This window comes from Terriglobia bacterium (assembly GCA_020072845.1).
Taxonomy (GTDB): domain Bacteria; phylum Acidobacteriota; class Terriglobia; order Terriglobales; family Acidobacteriaceae; genus JAIQGF01.
In genome coordinates this window covers 236448-253780 of record JAIQGF010000011.1, presented here as the reverse complement: position 1 = coordinate 253780, position 17333 = coordinate 236448, and the positions used below count along the sequence as shown (strand labels likewise).

15 protein-coding genes and 5 tRNA genes are annotated in these 17333 nt (G+C 61.6%); 2 read left to right on the top strand and 18 right to left on the bottom strand.

The genetic code is table 11. The annotated features are described in order from the left end of the window. Positions 1-119: 119 nt before the first annotated feature. The 16 genes from rpoB to LAN70_12565 all read right to left on the bottom strand — a co-directional run bounded on the left by rpoB (position 120) and on the right by LAN70_12565 (position 11335). Positions 120-4598, bottom strand: coding sequence for a DNA-directed RNA polymerase subunit beta (rpoB, locus tag LAN70_12640; protein ID MBZ5511999.1), 4479 nt, complete (start codon positions 4596-4598; stop codon positions 120-122). A gap of 398 nt (positions 4599-4996) precedes the next feature. After that, positions 4997-5383 carry a 50S ribosomal protein L7/L12 gene (rplL, locus tag LAN70_12635; protein MBZ5511998.1) on the bottom strand — a complete coding sequence of 129 codons (387 nt, stop codon included), beginning with the start codon at positions 5381-5383 and terminating at the stop codon, positions 4997-4999. Positions 5384-5657: 274 nt separating this feature from the next. Then, a complete protein-coding gene (rplJ, locus tag LAN70_12630) occupies positions 5658-6212 on the bottom strand; it encodes a 50S ribosomal protein L10 (GenBank protein MBZ5511997.1) in 555 nt (184 codons plus the stop codon). A gap of 78 nt (positions 6213-6290) precedes the next feature. Next, positions 6291-7001 (bottom strand): 50S ribosomal protein L1, encoded by a 711-nt coding sequence (gene rplA / locus LAN70_12625; protein ID MBZ5511996.1) that lies wholly within the window; start codon positions 6999-7001, stop codon positions 6291-6293. Positions 7002-7105: 104 nt separating this feature from the next. Continuing rightward, the gene (gene rplK, locus LAN70_12620) at positions 7106-7534 is read right to left on the bottom strand and encodes a 50S ribosomal protein L11 (GenBank protein MBZ5511995.1); all 429 of its coding nucleotides are present in this window, start codon (positions 7532-7534) and stop codon (positions 7106-7108) included. Positions 7535-7617: 83 nt separating this feature from the next. Continuing rightward, on the bottom strand, positions 7618-8289 hold the full coding sequence (nusG, locus tag LAN70_12615) for a transcription termination/antitermination protein NusG (GenBank protein ID MBZ5511994.1): 672 nt from the start codon (positions 8287-8289) through the stop codon (positions 7618-7620). 39 nt (positions 8290-8328) lie between these two features. Beyond that, the gene (secE, locus tag LAN70_12610; protein MBZ5511993.1) at positions 8329-8565 is read right to left on the bottom strand and encodes a preprotein translocase subunit SecE; all 237 of its coding nucleotides are present in this window, start codon (positions 8563-8565) and stop codon (positions 8329-8331) included. A gap of 100 nt (positions 8566-8665) precedes the next feature. Beyond that, positions 8666-8741, bottom strand: a tRNA-Trp gene (locus LAN70_12605). A 113-nt stretch (positions 8742-8854) separates the two neighbouring features. Continuing rightward, complete coding sequence (gene rpmG / locus LAN70_12600) at positions 8855-9007, bottom strand: 50S ribosomal protein L33 (GenBank protein ID MBZ5511992.1); 153 nt, start codon at positions 9005-9007, stop codon at positions 8855-8857. Positions 9008-9069: 62 nt separating this feature from the next. Further along, positions 9070-10257: an elongation factor Tu gene (gene tuf / locus LAN70_12595; GenBank protein MBZ5511991.1), complete on the bottom strand. Its 1188-nt coding sequence runs from the start codon at positions 10255-10257 to the stop codon at positions 9070-9072. A 12-nt stretch (positions 10258-10269) separates the two neighbouring features. After that, the gene (locus LAN70_12590) at positions 10270-10605 is read right to left on the bottom strand and encodes a hypothetical protein (GenBank protein MBZ5511990.1); all 336 of its coding nucleotides are present in this window, start codon (positions 10603-10605) and stop codon (positions 10270-10272) included. A gap of 21 nt (positions 10606-10626) precedes the next feature. Further along, positions 10627-10701: transfer RNA gene (locus LAN70_12585), tRNA-Gly, on the bottom strand. Between the two features lie 35 nt (positions 10702-10736). After that, positions 10737-10812: transfer RNA gene (locus tag LAN70_12580), tRNA-Thr, on the bottom strand. Continuing rightward, positions 10812-10991 carry a hypothetical protein gene (locus LAN70_12575; protein MBZ5511989.1) on the bottom strand — a complete coding sequence of 60 codons (180 nt, stop codon included), beginning with the start codon at positions 10989-10991 and terminating at the stop codon, positions 10812-10814. Before LAN70_12575 ends, LAN70_12580 begins: the two co-directional genes overlap by 1 nt. Positions 10992-11002: 11 nt before the next feature. Then, positions 11003-11090, bottom strand: a tRNA-Tyr gene (locus LAN70_12570). 169 nt (positions 11091-11259) lie between these two features. Further along, positions 11260-11335 (bottom strand) — tRNA-Thr (locus tag LAN70_12565). A 353-nt stretch (positions 11336-11688) separates the two neighbouring features. On the opposite strand from LAN70_12565, the gene LAN70_12560 reads away from it, so the two are divergent. Further along, positions 11689-12222: a hypothetical protein gene (locus LAN70_12560; GenBank protein MBZ5511988.1), complete on the top strand. Its 534-nt coding sequence runs from the start codon at positions 11689-11691 to the stop codon at positions 12220-12222. A gap of 95 nt (positions 12223-12317) precedes the next feature. Continuing rightward, complete coding sequence (locus LAN70_12555; protein ID MBZ5511987.1) at positions 12318-13388, top strand: hypothetical protein; 1071 nt, start codon at positions 12318-12320, stop codon at positions 13386-13388. 273 nt (positions 13389-13661) lie between these two features. Here LAN70_12555 and LAN70_12550 read toward each other — a convergent pair whose 3' ends face one another. Then, positions 13662-14576 (bottom strand): M23 family metallopeptidase, encoded by a 915-nt coding sequence (locus LAN70_12550; GenBank protein MBZ5511986.1) that lies wholly within the window; start codon positions 14574-14576, stop codon positions 13662-13664. Positions 14577-14837: 261 nt separating this feature from the next. Next, the gene (recG, locus tag LAN70_12545; protein MBZ5511985.1) at positions 14838-17216 is read right to left on the bottom strand and encodes an ATP-dependent DNA helicase RecG; all 2379 of its coding nucleotides are present in this window, start codon (positions 17214-17216) and stop codon (positions 14838-14840) included. Positions 17217-17333 lie beyond the last annotated feature (117 nt).

Genomic DNA, 17333 nt, shown 5'->3' with positions numbered 1-17333 from the left:
CCGCCGTTTCGGGAGCGTCACCGGCAGACCCCGTTTTCATAAAAATGCAGAACTTGTGTGGGTCGTGGCGTGACCAGGGTCGGCTGACCACTGGCCACTGACCACTGGCCACTTCTTTTTTAATCCGCCGCCGCCGTTGTCGCCTGCGTCGGCTTGCGCTCGCCTACCTTGATCAGCTCAACGTCCAGGCAGAGCGACTGCAATTCGCGAATCAATACGTTGAACGATTCGGGCACGCCCGGCTCGATCGCCGCCTCGCCCTTCACGATGGCCTCGTAAATCTTGGTGCGGCCATAGACGTCGTCCGACTTCGCCGTCAGCAGCTCCTGCAGGATGTAGGCGGCGCCATAAGCTTCCAGCGCCCACACTTCCATTTCTCCGAAACGCTGTCCGCCGAACTGCGCCTTGCCGCCCAGCGGCTGCTGCGTGATCAGCGAGTACGGGCCGATGGAGCGGGCGTGGATCTTGTCGTCCACCAGGTGCGAAAGTTTGAGCATGTAGATGTAGCCGACCGTGACCGGCTGCTCGAACTTGTCCCCCGTCATGCCGTCGAACAGCACCGTCTTGCCCGACTCCGGCAGCGCGGCCTCGTTGAGCAGCGACTTGATCTCGTTTTCGCGCGCGCCGTCGAACACCGGCGAGGCGAAGTACACGCCCCGTCCCATGCCTTCGGCCACGTTCTCCAGCGTCTCGTCGTCCAGGTCGCTCACTTCCTCGCTGAACGGCGTGTCCTTGAACAGCGACTTCAACTCGCGGCGCATGGCTTCAGCCCGTCCGTTGGCGGTCACCATCTCGCCGATCTTGCGGCCCAACTCGTGCGACGCCCAGCCCAGGTGCGTTTCCAGGATCTGGCCCACGTTCATGCGGCTGGGAACGCCCAGCGGGTTGAGCACGATTTCCACCGCCGTGCCGTCCCCCGTGTAGGGCATGTCCTCTTCCGGCAGGATGCGGGCAATCACGCCCTTGTTCCCGTGCCGCCCGGCCATCTTGTCGCCCACGCTCAGCTTGCGCTTCATGGCGATGTACACCTTCACCAGCTTGATCACGCCCGGCGGAAGTTCATCGCCCTTCTGCAGCTTGTCGACCTTCTCGCGGACGATCTTGCGCAGCACGTCGATCTGCCGCGAGGTCATTTCCTCGATTTCGTCGATCTGCTCGTTGTTCCGCGGGTCCTTGTCGGCGAACTTGATGCGCTTCAGATTGCGCGTCGAGATGCGCTCGATGGTGTCGCGGTCCAGCATCGTGCCCTTGGTGAGCAGGCGCTTGTTGGTGCGCTCGTCGTGCAGGTCGGCCTGCACTTCCTTGCCCCCCAGGATCGCTTCCAGCCGCTTCAGGCGCTCGTCGGTCAGGATTCGGATTTCATCCGCCAGGTTCTTCTCCAGCTTCGCCACCTGCGCCGCCTCGATCACCTTGGCGCGCTCGTCCTTCTCCTGGCCCTTGCGGGAGAAGATCTTCACGTCCACCACCGTGCCCTCGATGCCCGGAGGGCAGGTCAGCGAAGCGTCGCGCACGTCGCCGGCTTTTTCGCCGAAGATGGCGCGCAGCAGCTTCTCTTCCGGGGTGAGCTGGGTCTCGCCCTTGGGCGTGACTTTGCCCACCAGGATGTCGCCCGCCTTCATCGTCGCACCGATGCGGATGATGCCGCTCTCGTCGAGATCGCGCAGCGCGCTCTCGCTCACGTTGGGGATGTCGCGCGTCACTTCCTCGGGGCCGAGCTTGGTGTCGCGCGACTCGATCTCGAACTCCTCGATGTGGACGGAGGTGTAGTAATCGTCCTTCACCAGCTTCTCGGAGACCAGGATCGCGTCCTCAAAGTTGTAGCCGCGCCACGGCATGAACGCCACCAGCACGTTGCGCCCCAGCGCCAGCTCGCCGAAGTCCGTGCACGGGCCGTCGGCAATCACCTGCCCCTTGATCACCCGCTGTCCCTTGCGCACGATCGGCTTCTGGTTGATGCAGGTGTTCTGGTTGGAGCGCTTGAACTTGGTAAGCTGGTAGATGTCGCTGCCCACCTCGCGCGAGAGCTGCATCGGGTGATGCTCGCCCTCCACGCGCACGATGATGCGCTCCGAGTCCACCGAATCCACCAGGCCGCTGCGCCGTGCCAGCACTACCGCGCCGGAATCGCGCGCCGTCACCCCTTCCATGCCCGTGCCCACCAGCGGCGCTTCCGCCCGCAGCAGGGGCACCGATTGCCGCTGCATGTTGGCGCCCATCAGCGCGCGGTTGGCGTCGTCGTGCTCCAGGAACGGCACCAGCGAGGCCGCCACCGACACCAGTTGCTTGGGGCTGACGTCGATGTAGTCCACTTCGTCGCGCGACACCAGCACGAAGTTGCCGGCCTTGCGCGCGTTCACCAGTTCGTTGACGATGCGTCCCTTGTCGTCCAGTTCCAGGTTGGCCTGCGCGATGGTGTGTTTGTCCTCTTCCCAGGCCGACAGGTAGAAGGAATACGGCTCGGTATCGATCAGCTTCTTGCGCCGTTCCTTCAGGTCGGCATTGGCCTTGTGGGCTTCCGCCTTCTCGATGTGGTCGCCGACCCGGTAATCGCTGTCCCCGGCATTGACCACGGTGATGAAGTCCATCACCTTGCTCTGCTTCACCCGCCGGTACGGCGATTCGATGAAGCCGTAGTCGTTGATCCGCGCGTAGCAGCTCAGCGACGAAATCAGTCCGATGTTCGGGCCTTCCGGCGTCTCGATCGGGCAGATTCGGCCGTAGTGCGTCGGGTGCACGTCGCGCACTTCGAATCCGGCGCGCTCCCGCGACAGTCCGCCTGGCCCCAGCGCCGACAGGCGCCGCTTGTGCGTGATCTCCGACAGCGGGTTCGTCTGGTCCATGAACTGCGACAACTGCGACGACCCGAAGAACTCCCGGATGGCCGCCATCACCGGCTTGGCGTTGACCAGGTCGTGCGGCATGGCCGTCGACATTTCCTGGTACACGCTCATCTTTTCCTTGATGGCGCGTTCCATGCGCACCAGGCCGATGCGGAACTGGTTCTCCAGCAGTTCGCCGACCGCCCGCACCCGCCGGTTGCCCAGGTGATCGATGTCGTCCACCGTGCCGATGTTCTTGCGCAGCTTCAGCAGGTAGCGGATGGTGGCGTAAAAATCATCCGGCTCCAGCGTGCGCGCGTCCAGGCTGGTGGCGTCGCCCTTTTCGAACAGCTTGATGTTGAACTTCAGCCGGCCCACGCGCGAGAAGTCGTATTTCCGCGCGTCGAAGAACATGCCGTGGAACAGCGACGTCGCCGTATCCAGCGTCGGCGGATCGCCCGGGCGCAGCTTGCGGTAGATTTCGATCAGCGCTTCCTGCGGCGTCTTCACCGAATCGCGCCGCAGCGTCTGGCTGACCACCATGCCCACGTCGTCGCGCTCGGGGAAGAACACGCTGATCTCGGCGATGCCGGCATCCATGAACTTGCTCAGCAGCTCGCCGGTGATTTCGCTGTTGGCCTCCAGCAGCACCTCGCCGGTTGTGGTGTCCACCACGTCAGAGGCGGTCCATCCGCCCTCCAGGTCCGTGATGTCCATCTCGATCTCGGTCACGTGCGCCTTCTGGATGTCCCGCAGCAGGGCGTGGTTCACCTTGCGTCCGGCGTGCGCGATCTCCTCGCCCTTGCTGTTGGTGACGCGGTGCGAAAGCTTCATGCCCAGCAGGTTCGTGGGACGCTCGCTGCCCGCCTCCAGCGTCCAGCGGACCTTCTTCTCGCGCAGCGAAACCCGGTCCACGGTGTAGAACGTGCGCAGGATGTCCTCGTCGGATCGCAGGCCCAGCGCGCGCAGGAAGATGGTGCCCAGGAACTTGCGCTTGCGGTCAATGCGCACGTACAGGATGTTCTTCTGGTCGTACTCGAATTCCACCCACGAGCCGCGGTAGGGAATGATCTTGCCCAGGAAGTAGGTGCGGTTGTTGGCGGTTTCGAAGAACACCCCCGGCGAGCGGTGCAACTGGCTGACGATCACGCGCTCGGTGCCGTTGATGATGAAGGTTCCGTTCGCCGTCATCAGCGGCACGTCGCCGAAGAAGACTTCCTGCTCCTTGATGTCGCGGATGGAGCGGTTGCCGGTCTCCGCGTCCTTCTCGAAGATCGTCAGGCGCATCGTGACCTTCAGCGGCGCCGAGTAGGTCATGCCCCGCTCTTCGCACTCGCTGACGTCGTACTTCAACTGCAGCCCCACCGGGTCGCCGCACTTGTTGCAGAAGTCCGGCGTGTTGGCGTTATACGTTCCGCACTTTTGGCAGAGCACCTCGCCGGGATGGAACGGGTCGGTGATCACCGTGAACCCGCAGTTCCGGCAGGTCGTACGCAGGTGGTGCAGCCCCTTCAGGTGTCCGCACTTGCACTCCCAGTTGCCGATCGCGTAGTCCACGAACTCCAACTGCGAGACGTTGCGGAAATCGCTGATCGGGAACACCGACTGGAACACCGCCTGCAGCCCGGCGTCGTCGCGCTCGCTCGGCAGCCGGTCCATCTGCAGGAAGCGGTCGTAGCTGCGCTTCTGCACTTCGATCAGGTTAGGAATCTGGATGGTCGCCGGTATTTTGGAAAAATCAAGGCGCTTACGGAAAGCATTATGCTTCTTTGTCGGCATTAGAACTCCTCAGCTCTGCGAACGGCGGCCTGGAATCCGCCCGTGCTTCGTCCCGTTGATCGCCCCTGTTCGGCTGGGCGGGGCGAACGAAAGACGGCAGCGCCCTCGGGGACAAGTCTCTCCGTGGGCGCCGCGTGCGGCACTTCAGCTATCTAAATTTTGTATTCCGCGCCAGTAGTTGGCCTGTTCCTACGGTCCCGCGAGGACCGCCCGCCTGTTGTGTGTCACCTGTTCAGGACACGGCCGGTGTACTCCGTTGGATGTCCCCCGGCCCCGTCCTGATTCAGAATTGACTCGTGTGCACCGGCCTCCCGGCCCGTGCACCCTCAGCCCAGTTACTTCGATCCTTGGTGCCCCACATCTGCCTGTTTCTTGGCAGATGTGGGCGACACCTATCTCTACTTCACTTCAACCGTTGCGCCGGCGTCGGTGAATTTCTTGCGGATGTTCTCCGCTTCTTCCTTGTTGACGCCTTCCTTGATCGCCTTGGGCGCGCCGTCCACCAGGTCCTTGGCTTCCTTCAAGCCCAGGCTGGTGACTTCACGCACCGCTTTGATGACGTTGATCTTGTTCGCGCCCACTTCCTTCAGGATGACGCTGAACTCGGTCTTCTCTTCCACCGCAGCCGCCACCGCGCCTGCACCGGCGCCGCCGCCCGCCACCATCACCGGGGCCGCAGCCGCCGCCGACACGCCGAGCCGCTCTTCCAGCTTCTTCACCAGCTGTGCCGCATCCAGCAGCGACAGCCCTACGATTTGCTCTTCCAACTGTTGCAGATCCGCCATTTCAGTCTCCACCTTTTGTTATCAGTTGTTTCGGATTCTCAGATCACCCGATCACCAGATGACCCGATCGCCCGATTTCCTGTTATCCCTTGCCAGGTTTCCAGTGCGGCTGGGTCCGCCGTCGCGCCAGACTACGCGACTACGATTTCCGTTCCGCAACCCCTGACAACCGATAATGAAATTGGTAATCGGTAATCTGTAATTGAGTAATTTGGTCGAGAGCCGATGCGCCCCAACGGCAAATTACAAATTACAAATTGCAAATTACAAATGCCTACGCTCCGGCGGCAGCTTCTCCGCCACCGGCAAACTTGTTCTCCTTCACGCCCTGGTTCACCACCACGGCCAGGTTGCGGCCCACGGCGCCCATCGCCGTTACCAGCCGCTGTGCCGGAGCATTGATCAGGAAGAGCAGCTTCGAGAAGATCTCTTCCTTCGACGGCATGGTCGCCAGCGCCTCGATCTCCTTCACCTGGATCACGCGCCCTTCCACCACGCCCACCTTGAACTTCAGCTCCGGATTGTCCTTGGCGTATTTCTGCAGCACCTTGGCCAGCGTGACCGGATCCCCGGTCGTGTAGGCGATCGAGGTGACGCCGGTCAGGTCCTTCAGCACCGACTCCAGCGCCGTGCCCTGCGCCGCCCGCTCTGCCAGCGTGTTCTTCACCACCTGGAACTTGGCGCCCGCGCCGCGCACCGTCTTGCGCAGATCTTCCGTCTGCGCCGCCTTCAACCCGGAAAACGTCGCCAGGATGGCCGTCGTCGCCTGCTTCATGTCCTGGCTCAGCTCTTCCACTTGCTCGATCTTTTTCGCTCTCGTAACCGCCATCGTCCGATCCCTTCCGATTCCGCCGCTCGGGAGCTCACGCTCAACCTCGGCGACTGAAACTGAAACTGAAACTCGAAACTACAATTTCGCCGCCGCTTCCACCGCCGCGGTGTCAATCGCGATCCCCGGGCCCATGGTCGAGCTCAGGTACACGCCCTTCAAATACTTGCCCTTCGCGGCCGCGGGCTTGGCCCTGATCACGCTGGTCAGGACCGTCGTCGCGTTCTCGATCAGCTTGTCCGGCGTAAAGGAAATCTTGCCCACCGGCACGTGCACCAGCGCCGTCTTGTCGGTGCGGAATTCCACCTTGCCGGCCTTCACTTCCATCACCGCTCGCGCCACGTCCGTGGTCACCGTCCCGGTCTTCGGGTTCGGCATCAGGCCGCGTGGTCCCAGCACTTTGCCCAGTTTTCCCACCGACCTCATCATGTCCGGCGTGGCCACCACGGCGTCATAGTCAACCCAGTTTTCCTTCTGGATCTTTTCCACCATGTCTTCCCCGCCGACATAATCCGCGCCCGCGGCTTCCGCCTCGCGCACCTTTTCGCCGCTGGCGATCACCAGCACTTTCTTGGTCTTGCCCAGTCCGTGCGGCAGCACCACCGTGCCGCGCACCATCTGGTCGGCGTGCTTGGGATCCACGCCCAGGCGCATCGTCAGGTCCACCGTCTCGTCGAACTTGGCGTACTTCACCTTCTGCAGCAGCGGTACCGCTTCGTCCAGCCGATACGCACGGCTCTCGACCGCGGCACGCGCCTTGGTAACGTTTTTTCCTGCCTTGATTGCCATTTCCTTTTCCTCGTCTCCCACCGCTACGGCTTACTCGCCGTGCCGTGGTGTTTTCGACTTGCTACCCTTTTCGGCTGTGTTTTTCAGATCATCCGATCACCAGATCACCCGATTTCAATTCCCATGCTCCGCGCCGTGCCCTTCACGCTGTTGATCGCCGCTTGCAGCGACGCCGCGTTCAGATCGGGCATCTTCTGCCGCGCGATCTCTTCCACCTGCTTCTCGGTCACTTTGCCGACTTTGTCCTTGTTCGGCGTGCCCGAGCCCTTGGCGATCCCGGCCGCGCGCTTCAGCAGAATCGACGCCGGCGGCGTCTTGGTAATAAAGGTGAAGCTGCGGTCGCTATAGACCGACACCACCACCGGGATAATGAGCCCTTCCAGTTCTTTGGCGCTGGTGCGCGCGTTGAACTGCTTGCAGAACTCCATGATGTTGATCTGCGCCTGGCCCAGCGCGGGGCCGACCGGCGGCGCCGGCGTCGCCTTGCCCGCCGCGATCTGCAATTTCACTGATCCTGTTACTTTTTTCGCCATTTCGCCTCTACCTCTGCTTTACGCCGGGTCTAAGATTTTCGGCCCGGTGTTTCTGGCCACTGGCCACTAGCCACTGACCACTGTTACGCCACTTTCTCCACCTGCCCGAACTCCAACTCCACCGGCGTCGAGCGCCCGAAGATGGTGACCATTACTTTCAGCGTCTCGCGGTCTTCGTTCACTTCGTCCACGATTCCAGTGAAGGTCGCGAACGGCCCTTCGGTGATGCGCACCGACTCGTTCTTCTCGAACTTGACCTTGAGCTTCGGCTTGTCCTTGCTTTCGGCGACGCGGAAGATGATGGTGTTGACTTCGTCTTCCGACATCGGCGTCGGCTGATTGCCCGCCCCCAGGAACCCGGTCACCCGCGGCGTGGACTTCACCACGTGCCACAGGTTCTGCCCCTCCGGGCTGGATAAATCCATGTCCAGCTCCACCAGCACGTAGCCGGGCAAAAATGCCCGCTCGGTGGTGTACTTCTTGCCGCCGCGGATCTCGGTCACCGGCTCGGTGGGGATCACCACCTGCCCAATCTTGTGCTCCAACCCATACGCGGCTTTGCGCGATTCCAGCGACTCCCTCACCTTGCGCTCGAATCCCGAATAGGTGTGGATGATGTACCACCGCATGTTCGGGTTCGTCGGAGGCGGGATCGGGCTCGGCTCGGTTCCTTCCGGCGGTACCCCGCCCGCTTCAACCGGAGCTTGAGGAGGAACCGGTTCCGCGCTGGCTTCGTTTTTCTGCTCTTCTTCCATTCTTATGTGGCACGGGTCTCTGACCCGTGCACTCCTTCACTATCGGTGGGTAAAGTGGCGCATGACCGTGTCAATGATCCGCGCGATCGTGTTGTCCACTAACCAGAAATACGCGCCGAACAGAAACACCGTGATGATCACCACCACCGTCGTGCCCTGCACTTCCTTGCGGCTGGGCGTGGTGACCTTCTTCATCTCCGTGCGCACGTCGCTGTAGAAGGCCTTGATGCGCTGCGGCCAGGACTTCATTCGTTCCGTGAAGCTGCCTTCGCTCATCGCTGTCACTGCTGCCGACTTTCCCATTCGTTACTGCCCTTCTCTTGTTTCCGCGGGCCCTTGTCGAACGCTCACCCGTTTCCTGCCCGGCTCTGCAAACTGGCAGGGGCGGAGGGATTCGAACCCCCAAGTCCGGTTTTGGAGACCGGCAGTTTAACCGTTGAGCTTACGCCCCTGTCTCATTGGTAATTTGTAATTGGGTAATTGGTAATTTGATCGAGCCGATGCTTCCGGCCCGCTTTCGCAAATTACAAATTGCAAATTACAAATTACAAATCCGTTGCGGCCCCTACTTCACCTCTTTGTGAGGGGTGTGCTTGCGGCACTTCCGGCAAAACTTGCTCATCTCCAAACGGTCCGGTGTCGTTTTCCGGTTCTTCGTCGTGGAGTAGTTCTTGTCTTTGCACGTCGTGCACTGCAACTGAACAATTTCCCGTGGCATCACTTCTTCCTTCCAAACTTGTCTTCAGATCGCCCGATCAGCCGATCGCCGGATCACCCGATCTAGGAAATAATCTCGGTCAGCGTTCCCGCGCCGACTGTGCGGCCGCCTTCGCGAATCGCAAAGCGCAGCCCCTTTTCCATCGCCACCGGCGTGATCAGCTCGATTTCCAGGTTCACGTTGTCGCCCGGCATCACCATTTCCGTGCCCGCCGGCAAGTGCGCCACCCCGGTCACGTCGGTGGTGCGCAGGTAAAACTGCGGACGATAGCCGTTGAAGAACGGCGTGTGCCGCCCGCCTTCTTCCTTGCTCAGCACGTACACTTCGCCCTTGAACTTGGTGTGCGGCGTAATCGAGCCCGGCTTCGCCAGCACCATGCCGCGCTCCACGTCTTCCTTCGGCGTGCCGCGCAGCAACAGCCCGGCGTTGTCCCCCGCCATGCCTTCGTCCAACTGCTTCTTGAACATCTCCACGCCCGTGACCACCGTCTTGCGCGTCTCGCGGAACCCCACGATCTCCACTTCCTCGCCTACCTTGATCTTGCCGCGCTCGATTCGTCCGGTCACCACCGTGCCCCGTCCCGAGATCGAGAAAATATCTTCGATCGGCATCAGGAACGGCTTGTCCAGTTCACGCGTCGGCATCGGCACGCTCTTGTCCACCGCCGCCATCAGCTTGTCGATCTCCGCTTCCCACTTGGCTTCCCCGTTGAGCGCGCCCAAGGCCGAGCCGCGGATCACCGGCACCTCGTCGCCGGGAAAGCCGTAGCCCTTCAGCAGCTCGCGCACTTCCAGCTCCACCAGGTCGAGCAGCTCCGGATCGTCCACCGCGTCGCACTTGTTGAGAAATACCACCACGTAGGGCACGCCCACCTGGCGCGCCAGCAGCACGTGCTCCCTCGTCTGCGGCATGGGACCGTCGGTCGCCGCCACCACCAGGATCGCGCCATCCATCTGCGCCGCGCCGGTGATCATGTTCTTGATGTAGTCGGCGTGGCCCGGGCAATCGACGTGCGCGTAGTGCCGGTTCACGGTCTCGTACTCGACGTGCGCCGTGGCGATGGTGATGCCGCGCGCCTTCTCCTCCGGCGCGTTGTCAATCGAGTCGAACGAGCGGAACTTCACGTTCGGATTGTTCTTGCCCAAAACCTTCGTGATCGCCGCCGTCAACGTCGTCTTGCCGTGATCGATGTGACCGATCGTGCCCACGTTTACGTGCGGCTTGGTGCGCGCAAATTTTTCTTTCGCCATGATTGCGTGCCTCTAAGAATCTCGATAGACGTGATGAAATTTGTGCCGCAACTCCCCCGGCACCTGTTCCACTTGCCCCAGGTAGAACTCCCGCATCTGGCCCTTGTCGGGTACCGTCAGCGCCTCGTACAGCGCCTGCGCCCCGCATCCCTTCAGCTCCGGCGCCGCGCTCTCCAAAATCCTCTTCGCCAGCACCGTTTCGAAATCGCGTATCCGCACGCCCTTGCTCTTCAGCGCCGCCAGAAATTTCTCTACCCGCCCGGAGCCAAAGATCTTTTCAATCGCGCCACGGAGTTCCGCGAATTCCTTTTCCTTCTCGACCGGAATCGCCGCCCGTTCAAAACCCACCGCAGGTCACCACCCAAAATCTGGAGCGGGAGATGGGAATCGAACCCACGACCAACAGCTTGGAAGGCTGTGACTCTACCACTGAGTTACTCCCGCTCTCTGTTGGACGTCCGCGCAACTACTGCAATCCCTGGAGCCGATGATCAGGATTGAACTGATGACCTCTCCCTTACCAAGGGAGTGCTCTACCAACTGAGCTACATCGGCTACTGACCTTTGTTTTCGTTCCTCTCCAGCGCCACTCGCCGATGGTGCAGCCACGACTTCACCGCAAACATCGCCAGCAAAGCCAGCGTTACGCCGCGGATTTTCTGGTCCGGCAAGGTCAGCCACGCCACCAGTCCCAGCAATCCGTATACGGCCAGCGCGATCGAGAAACGAGACACCTTGCTAATCCTGGTGCACAGGGGAGGATTCGAACCTCCGTAGCTCCAAGGAGCGGCAGGTTTACAGCCTGCTGCCATTAACCGCTCGGCCACCTGTGCATGTCGGCCAGTGCGGAAGGAAAAGCACTCGGCGCAAACATACTTCCGCGCCTCACCACCGCATTACGGGAAGCATCCTGTAGGAGTTCGATCTCTTGAGGAGCGCGCGCCGCAACCGTGACTACTCCCTGGCGTACCGCCACACGCCTGGGTTTCTTGTTCGTGCTTATGGAGCTGGCGAAGGGATTCGAACCCCTGACCCTCTGATTACAAATCAGATGCTCTACCAGCTGAGCTACGCCAGCAAAATCCTTCCCGCCGCCCGGCACAAACTATAAAAGTTATCACAACGGAACTCCGCGTGCAAGCAGAGAACCTCTTTCGCCGGACACACTTCCGCCGCCTCCGCCCTCCGGCACACTTCCGCTTGCCTGGGTTTATTTCGGAATCAGCAGCAAGGGAGTGGACATGACGGCAAAAGCCTGGAATTCCAGTCCAAAACTTATTTTACCGAAATCACGCGCCAAGCGCCAGCCGGGAAAGACTCCATCTTCGAGCTTCTTGCATTACCCAATCGCCGAAATGGTTCGGGCCGTAACTTACGCTAAGTGCTGTTATCAGCAGTTATTCAGGAGGATAATGCGGCTGGCGGTCCCGCATGCCCAATGGCACGAGGCTATTACGATCCGTCGGAGGTTGCCTCGCGGCGCTCTTCATCTCCGTGCTCATCGCACTATTCTTCATCTCCCATCTAATGCCGCCATTGTGGCACGCAATGCGAGGCAATTCGGTATCGGTCGCTGAGTGGCGGGTGCGTGTTCCGAAAGGCTACTCGCGGCTCTGGGGCGATAACTCGTTCTATGCGTTCTCGTTTGGCGCACCGTTTATCAACAGGCGCTACGCTTCCGTTTACGTATATCCGCACACGCCGTTACCCGCTGTCTCGCCGCAGCAAATCGAATCAGCGGTAGTAACAGTCGCGAGAACCGATGGATACGTTTTGGGGCAACGGAAGATCGTCGAGAGCACTGCGGGTACCAATTATTGCTTCCAGTTCAGCGACCCTCTGCAAGCCGACCACATCGTGATTCGGTGCATGACCGCGACCCGCAATCTCTCGGTATTTTTCAACGGAGATCGCCGATTCAGCGATGACTTCTACGCTGTAGTGAGCGGTATCCAGCGGCTGTAACTGTTGTGAAATCCCCTTGTCGCAAGTTACGCCGGCCTGTGTTGCCACCCACGAACTACGTTCTAAATTGCAAATTGCAAATTACTAAATTACAAATGGTGCAAATGCGCCGCCGCCACATCATCATTATTGCCGTCGTCCTGGTAGCCGCTGCGGCCATCACCGCCGCGCTGCTGCTGCGACGCGGCAACGCGCCCCAGGCCGCGCGCCTGCTGCCCGCCGCCGACGCCTACTTCTACGTTGACCTGACGCCCCTGCGCGCCGCCGGCCTGTTCAAGAATGCTCCGGCAAACATAGATCCCGACTACGCCCAGTTCGTCCGCGACACCGGCTTCCAGTTCGAGCGCGACCTCGACCAGGCCGCGTTCGCCGTTCACCTGCCCTCCGCGGCTGACCTGGCCAGTTCCAGGACCCCGCCGGAAACGCGCTACTCGGAAGTTTTTGTCGGCCGCTTCGATGGCGCCAAGCTCGCCGCCTATCTCCGCAGAACCGCCGATTCCATCCGTCCCTACGGCAACACCCTCATCTACTCCATCCCGCTGCCCGGCCGGACGCTGCGCGTCGCCGTGCTCAACAAGCGCATGGTGGCCTCGTCCAACGCCGAGAGCCCGTTCGCCATCCAGGAAATCATTGATCGCCACGCCGAGACCTTCACCGGCGGCGGTCCCGATCTGCTCCGCCGCTACTACCGCCACGTCCCGCTCGCCAGCCTGGCCTGGGCGGTGGCGCGCACCGCCTCCGCCGACCAGCAGGGCAACGCGAGATTCGTCCTGCCCGGCGGCTTCGACCTGTTTTTTCCGCCCGACACCGTGATCGTCGCTGCCGTCCGCTATCTCGGTTCGGTGCAGGTCCGCGCCGACGCCTTTACTCGCACCCAGGAAGACGCACAGCATGTCTCCGACCAGCTCAACGCCTTTCTCGCCATCGCGCGCACCGTCGAATACCGCGCCCAGGCCGGCGCCGTCGATCCCGACCTCAAAGCCTTTTTCGACAGCATCAGCATCAGCCAGTTTCCCGATCGCGCCGAACTGAACGCCACCATCCCTCCCGGTTTCGTCAAAAAACTCGTCTCCGAGCCTCCGGTCGAAGCCATCGGCGCCGCTCCCCAGCCCGAAAAGAAACCCACCCCAAAGACACCGAGACGCAGGGGAAGAACGAAGAAATAGTCTCCAGTCTTCAGTCTTCAGTCGTCAGTCTTGGGTCGCTAACTCGCCAGAATGATTGCGGTTGTCATCCCGAGCGAGCGCACCCGCAGGAGCCTGCCTCTGAGCGAAGTCGAAGGGGCGCGCGAGTCGAGGGACCTTGCGTTTCCTGGGGAATTATCGGCTGGCTTTCCTAGCGACTGGCGACTGGCGCCTGGAGACTACTTGGCTTTCCTGACGACTGGCGACTGAGGACTGGAGACTGAAGACTGACGACCGAAGACTGGCGACTGAAGATTATTCTCCCGCGTTGGTGGGCGTGACACTTGCCATTGTTGTGCGGAGGAAATGGTAAGGATTCACCGGATTGTTGTGCAGCCAGACTTCGTAGTGGAGGTGGGGGCCGGTGCTGCGCCCGCTGAGCCCGACGTACCCGATCACCTGCCCGCGGTGGACGCTCTGCCCCGGTGTCACCGCGAAATTCGACAGATGCCCATAGCGCGTGGTGAACCCCTGGGCATGCTCGACTTCCAGCATCCGGCCGTAGCCGGCGTAGAAATCGGCAAAGGTCACCACCCCATCGGCCGGCGCGACTACCCGGCTGCCGAATTCGGTCGAGATGTCCACCCCGCTGTGGAACGCGCCTTCTCCGTTGAACGGATCAATCCGCTCGCCAAACGACCCGGTGATCCGGCCCTCGACCGGCCACAAGTTCGGCTCTTCGGAAAGCCTCAGCCAGTCGGCCGCGGTAAAGTTCCGGCGGCCCATCATGCTGATCCCGATTGCCGCCCCGCCGTTCAGTGCTGAAGTTTTCAACATCCAGAACTGGTCCAGCGACTTCTTCACCTGCTCGTCCGGCATGGAAGCATCGCGACGCGACATGGCCAGCAGCGGCTGCGACTTCAGCCCGTACAACGCCGTTACCTCGCTGGCGAGGGATCCCAGTGACGCTACCTGGATATCTTTTTCCTGCGCCACTTTCTCCAGCCGGTTATAGCGCGTCTTGAGCTGTTCCTTCTCCGCTCGTACCTGATTGAAGCGCATGGTCTTCATCAGCATGCGGCCATACGAGCCCGCCATCCCGGTGATGCTCAGCATGCCGATCAGCGCCCCGGCGAGAAATACTTGGACGTAATGTAAGGGAATGGGAATCTTGCGGAGTTGGCCTTCGGCGTCTCGGGCTACAAAAAGTATGTAGAAGCGCTTGCGCAAATCTCTCTCCGCTAAGTACCTGGCCGGAAGACTGTCCCTAGCCTGGTTCGATGTCCCGCGTTGAGGCTGGTTTGCCTCGGAGTGGTGCATCTCGTGCGGAACAGTCCTGCGCTCCTGACTGCAAACAAAGGAGCTAGATCGGAACGTCAAAAGTTACCAGAGTGTTACACGAGTGTCAATCTGGATTCCAGATTAGAATGCGAGGATCCCCTTAACCTCAGAGTTACCCCTCCTTAAGTGATTGGCGTCACTGACATTGCCCTACCCAACTTCCACCAGACCGTACCTCCGCTGCCAGTGCGACCGCAGATGCACCAACGCTCGCGATACCTCCAGCGGTGAAACTTCCGGGTCTTTGCCCGATACCACCACCGCCGCCTCCCGACGCGCCGCCTCCAGCAGTTCCCGGTCGCGGAGCAGGTTGGCCACCCGAAATCCCGGCAGTCCGGCCTGCCGGGTACCGAAGAACTCTCCCGGCCCACGCAGTTGCAGGTCGGTTTCGGCGATTTCGAATCCGTCGGTGGTACGCACCATGGTGTCCAGCCGCTGCTCTGCCTCCGCCGTCACTTTGCCGCCGGTCACCAGCACGCAAAATGACTTGGCCGCTCCCCGCCCGATTCTGCCACGCAACTGGTGCAATTGCGCCAACCCAAAGCGCTCGGCGTGTTCGATCACCATCACGGTGGCGTTGGCAACGTCCACCCCCACCTCGATCACCGTGGTCGAAACCAGCACGTCTATCTGCCCCGCCTGGAAGCGCTGCATGATCTCGTCCTTCTGCTCGGCATCCAGGCGTCCATGCAGCAGCCCGATCCGCAAGTCCGGCAGGATCCGCCGCCGGATCTCGTCGTACATCTTGGTTGCCGCCTTGATCTCTTTCTCCTCATTTTCCTCGATCACCGGGTAGACCACGTACGCCTGGTGCCCTGCCGCCACCTGCTTGCGCACAAAGGCGAAGACTTCCTCTGCCCGCTCGTCGCCCACGCGCCGGGTCATGATCGGCGTCCGTCCCGGCGGCATCTCGTCGAGCACACTGACGTCCAGGTCGCCATACAGGGTCAGCGCCAGCGTCCGCGGAATCGGTGTCGCCGTCATCACCAGCGTGTCCGGCTGAAGGTCTTGGGGACCGGTTGCAACATCCGTGCTTCGCGTCCCGGCCATCGACCGTCGACCATCGACCGTCGACTGTTCTTCCTCCGCCGCCAGCGCCTTCTTCATCAGCTTCAGCCGCTGCATCACCCCGAACCGGTGCTGCTCGTCCACGATCACCAGCCCCAGGTTGTCGAATTCGACCTTCTCTTCTATTAAGGCGTGCGTCCCGATCACCAGTTGCGCGTTGCCCTGCGCGATGTGCCGCCGGATGTCGCGCTTCCTCCCCTCCTCCACCGACCCGGTCAGCAGCACGATGCGATACCCCGCCTTTTCCAGCATCCGCCGCGCCGACAGGTAATGCTGCGTCGCCAGGATTTCCGTGGGCGCCATCAACGCCGCCTGGTAGCCGTTCTCAATCGCGATGATCGCCGCCTCCAGCGCCACAATCGTCTTCCCCGACCCGACATCGCCCTGCAACAGCCGCCGCATCGGCGCCGGCTGCTTCATGTCCTCGGCGATCTCCTTCAGCACCCGCTTCTGCGCCGCCGTGGGATGAAACGGCAGGATGCGCTTGATCGCCTCCCGCACCCGGTCGTCAATGCCGAACGCGATCCCCGGCAGCGCCCGCATGCGTTTCCGCTTCAGCTCCAATCCCAGCTCGAGGAAAAACAGTTCTTCGAAGATCAGCCGGATCTGCGCCGGGGTCCGTGCCGCCTGCAGGTCCTCCAGCCCCGCCGACTCCTCCGGCCAATGCGCCCTCCGGAACGCCTCCCGGCGGGGCATCAGCCCCATCCGCCGCTGCACCGCCCCGGGGATTGCGTCCACGATGTCCGGCGTCAGGTTTTCCAGCGCGCCGTGGATCACTCGCCGGAACCAGCGCGACGTCACCTTGCCGCTGCCTGCCGACTCGTAAACCGGCACGATCCGCCCGATCTCGGTTGACTCGGCAATCGACTCCAGCGCGTCGCCATCATCCAGGATTTCGAATTGCGGGTTGATCAGTTGCAGCCGCTCGCGCCCCCGCTTCGATTGTTCAACTTTCCCGTATAGCGCCACCAACTGCCCCGGCTGAAACCGGTCCTTTAAATAGGTGCCGTTGAACCATATGCACTTCAGCATCGCCCGCGCGCCAGCCCCAAACAAGCCCGCCGGTTGCCCCACCCTTATCTCGCCTCCTGGGTGGCCCACCCTTGTCGCTCCCGCCGGAGCCTGCCCTGAGCGCAGTCGAAGGGGAGCGGCAGAGCCTGCCCTGACCTTGTCGAAGGGGTGGGGGTTTTCTCTGCCCAGCACCGGATCCCCCACCGTCAGCTCAAACAGCGGCATCCTTTTGGTTCGAAACAGCGCCGACGTTCTCACCTCGGCGATCACGCTCGCCATCTCGCCCGGCCGCAATTCTCCGATGCGCCGCGGATTCAACCGGTCTTCATAGCGAAAGGGCAGGTAGTACAGCAGGTCCTCGACCGTGGTGATGCCCTTGGTGGCCACCACCTCCGCCAGGCGCGGACCTATCCCCTTCACGTACTGCGCCGGAGTATTCAGTTCGAGCATGTGCTCCCTAGTTTCAAGTCTTGAGAGTCAACTTTCAAGGCCGCTCATTACTTTCGTCGGCTGAAAGCTGATAGCTGAGAGCTGACAGCTAAAACAAAAACGGCCCGAAGCTCTCGC

Excerpts from the sequence above, each read along its gene's own strand:
- rpoB (MBZ5511999.1), bottom strand. The coding sequence starts at position 4,598 with ATGCCGACAAAGAAGCATAATGCTTTCCGTAAGCGCCTTGATTTTTCC.
- rplL (MBZ5511998.1), bottom strand. The coding sequence starts at position 5,383 with ATGGCGGATCTGCAACAGTTGGAAGAGCAAATCGTAGGGCTGTCGCTG.
- rplJ (MBZ5511997.1), bottom strand. The coding sequence starts at position 6,212 with ATGGCGGTTACGAGAGCGAAAAAGATCGAGCAAGTGGAAGAGCTGAGC.
- rplA (MBZ5511996.1), bottom strand. The coding sequence starts at position 7,001 with ATGGCAATCAAGGCAGGAAAAAACGTTACCAAGGCGCGTGCCGCGGTC.
- rplK (MBZ5511995.1), bottom strand. The coding sequence starts at position 7,534 with ATGGCGAAAAAAGTAACAGGATCAGTGAAATTGCAGATCGCGGCGGGC.
- nusG (MBZ5511994.1), bottom strand. The coding sequence starts at position 8,289 with ATGGAAGAAGAGCAGAAAAACGAAGCCAGCGCGGAACCGGTTCCTCCT.
- secE (MBZ5511993.1), bottom strand. The coding sequence starts at position 8,565 with ATGAGCGAAGGCAGCTTCACGGAACGAATGAAGTCCTGGCCGCAGCGC.
- rpmG (MBZ5511992.1), bottom strand. The coding sequence starts at position 9,007 with ATGCCACGGGAAATTGTTCAGTTGCAGTGCACGACGTGCAAAGACAAG.
- tuf (MBZ5511991.1), bottom strand. The coding sequence starts at position 10,257 with ATGGCGAAAGAAAAATTTGCGCGCACCAAGCCGCACGTAAACGTGGGC.
- LAN70_12560 (MBZ5511988.1), top strand. The coding sequence starts at position 11,689 with ATGCCCAATGGCACGAGGCTATTACGATCCGTCGGAGGTTGCCTCGCG.
- LAN70_12555 (MBZ5511987.1), top strand. The coding sequence starts at position 12,318 with ATGGTGCAAATGCGCCGCCGCCACATCATCATTATTGCCGTCGTCCTG.
- recG (MBZ5511985.1), bottom strand. The coding sequence starts at position 17,216 with ATGCTCGAACTGAATACTCCGGCGCAGTACGTGAAGGGGATAGGTCCG.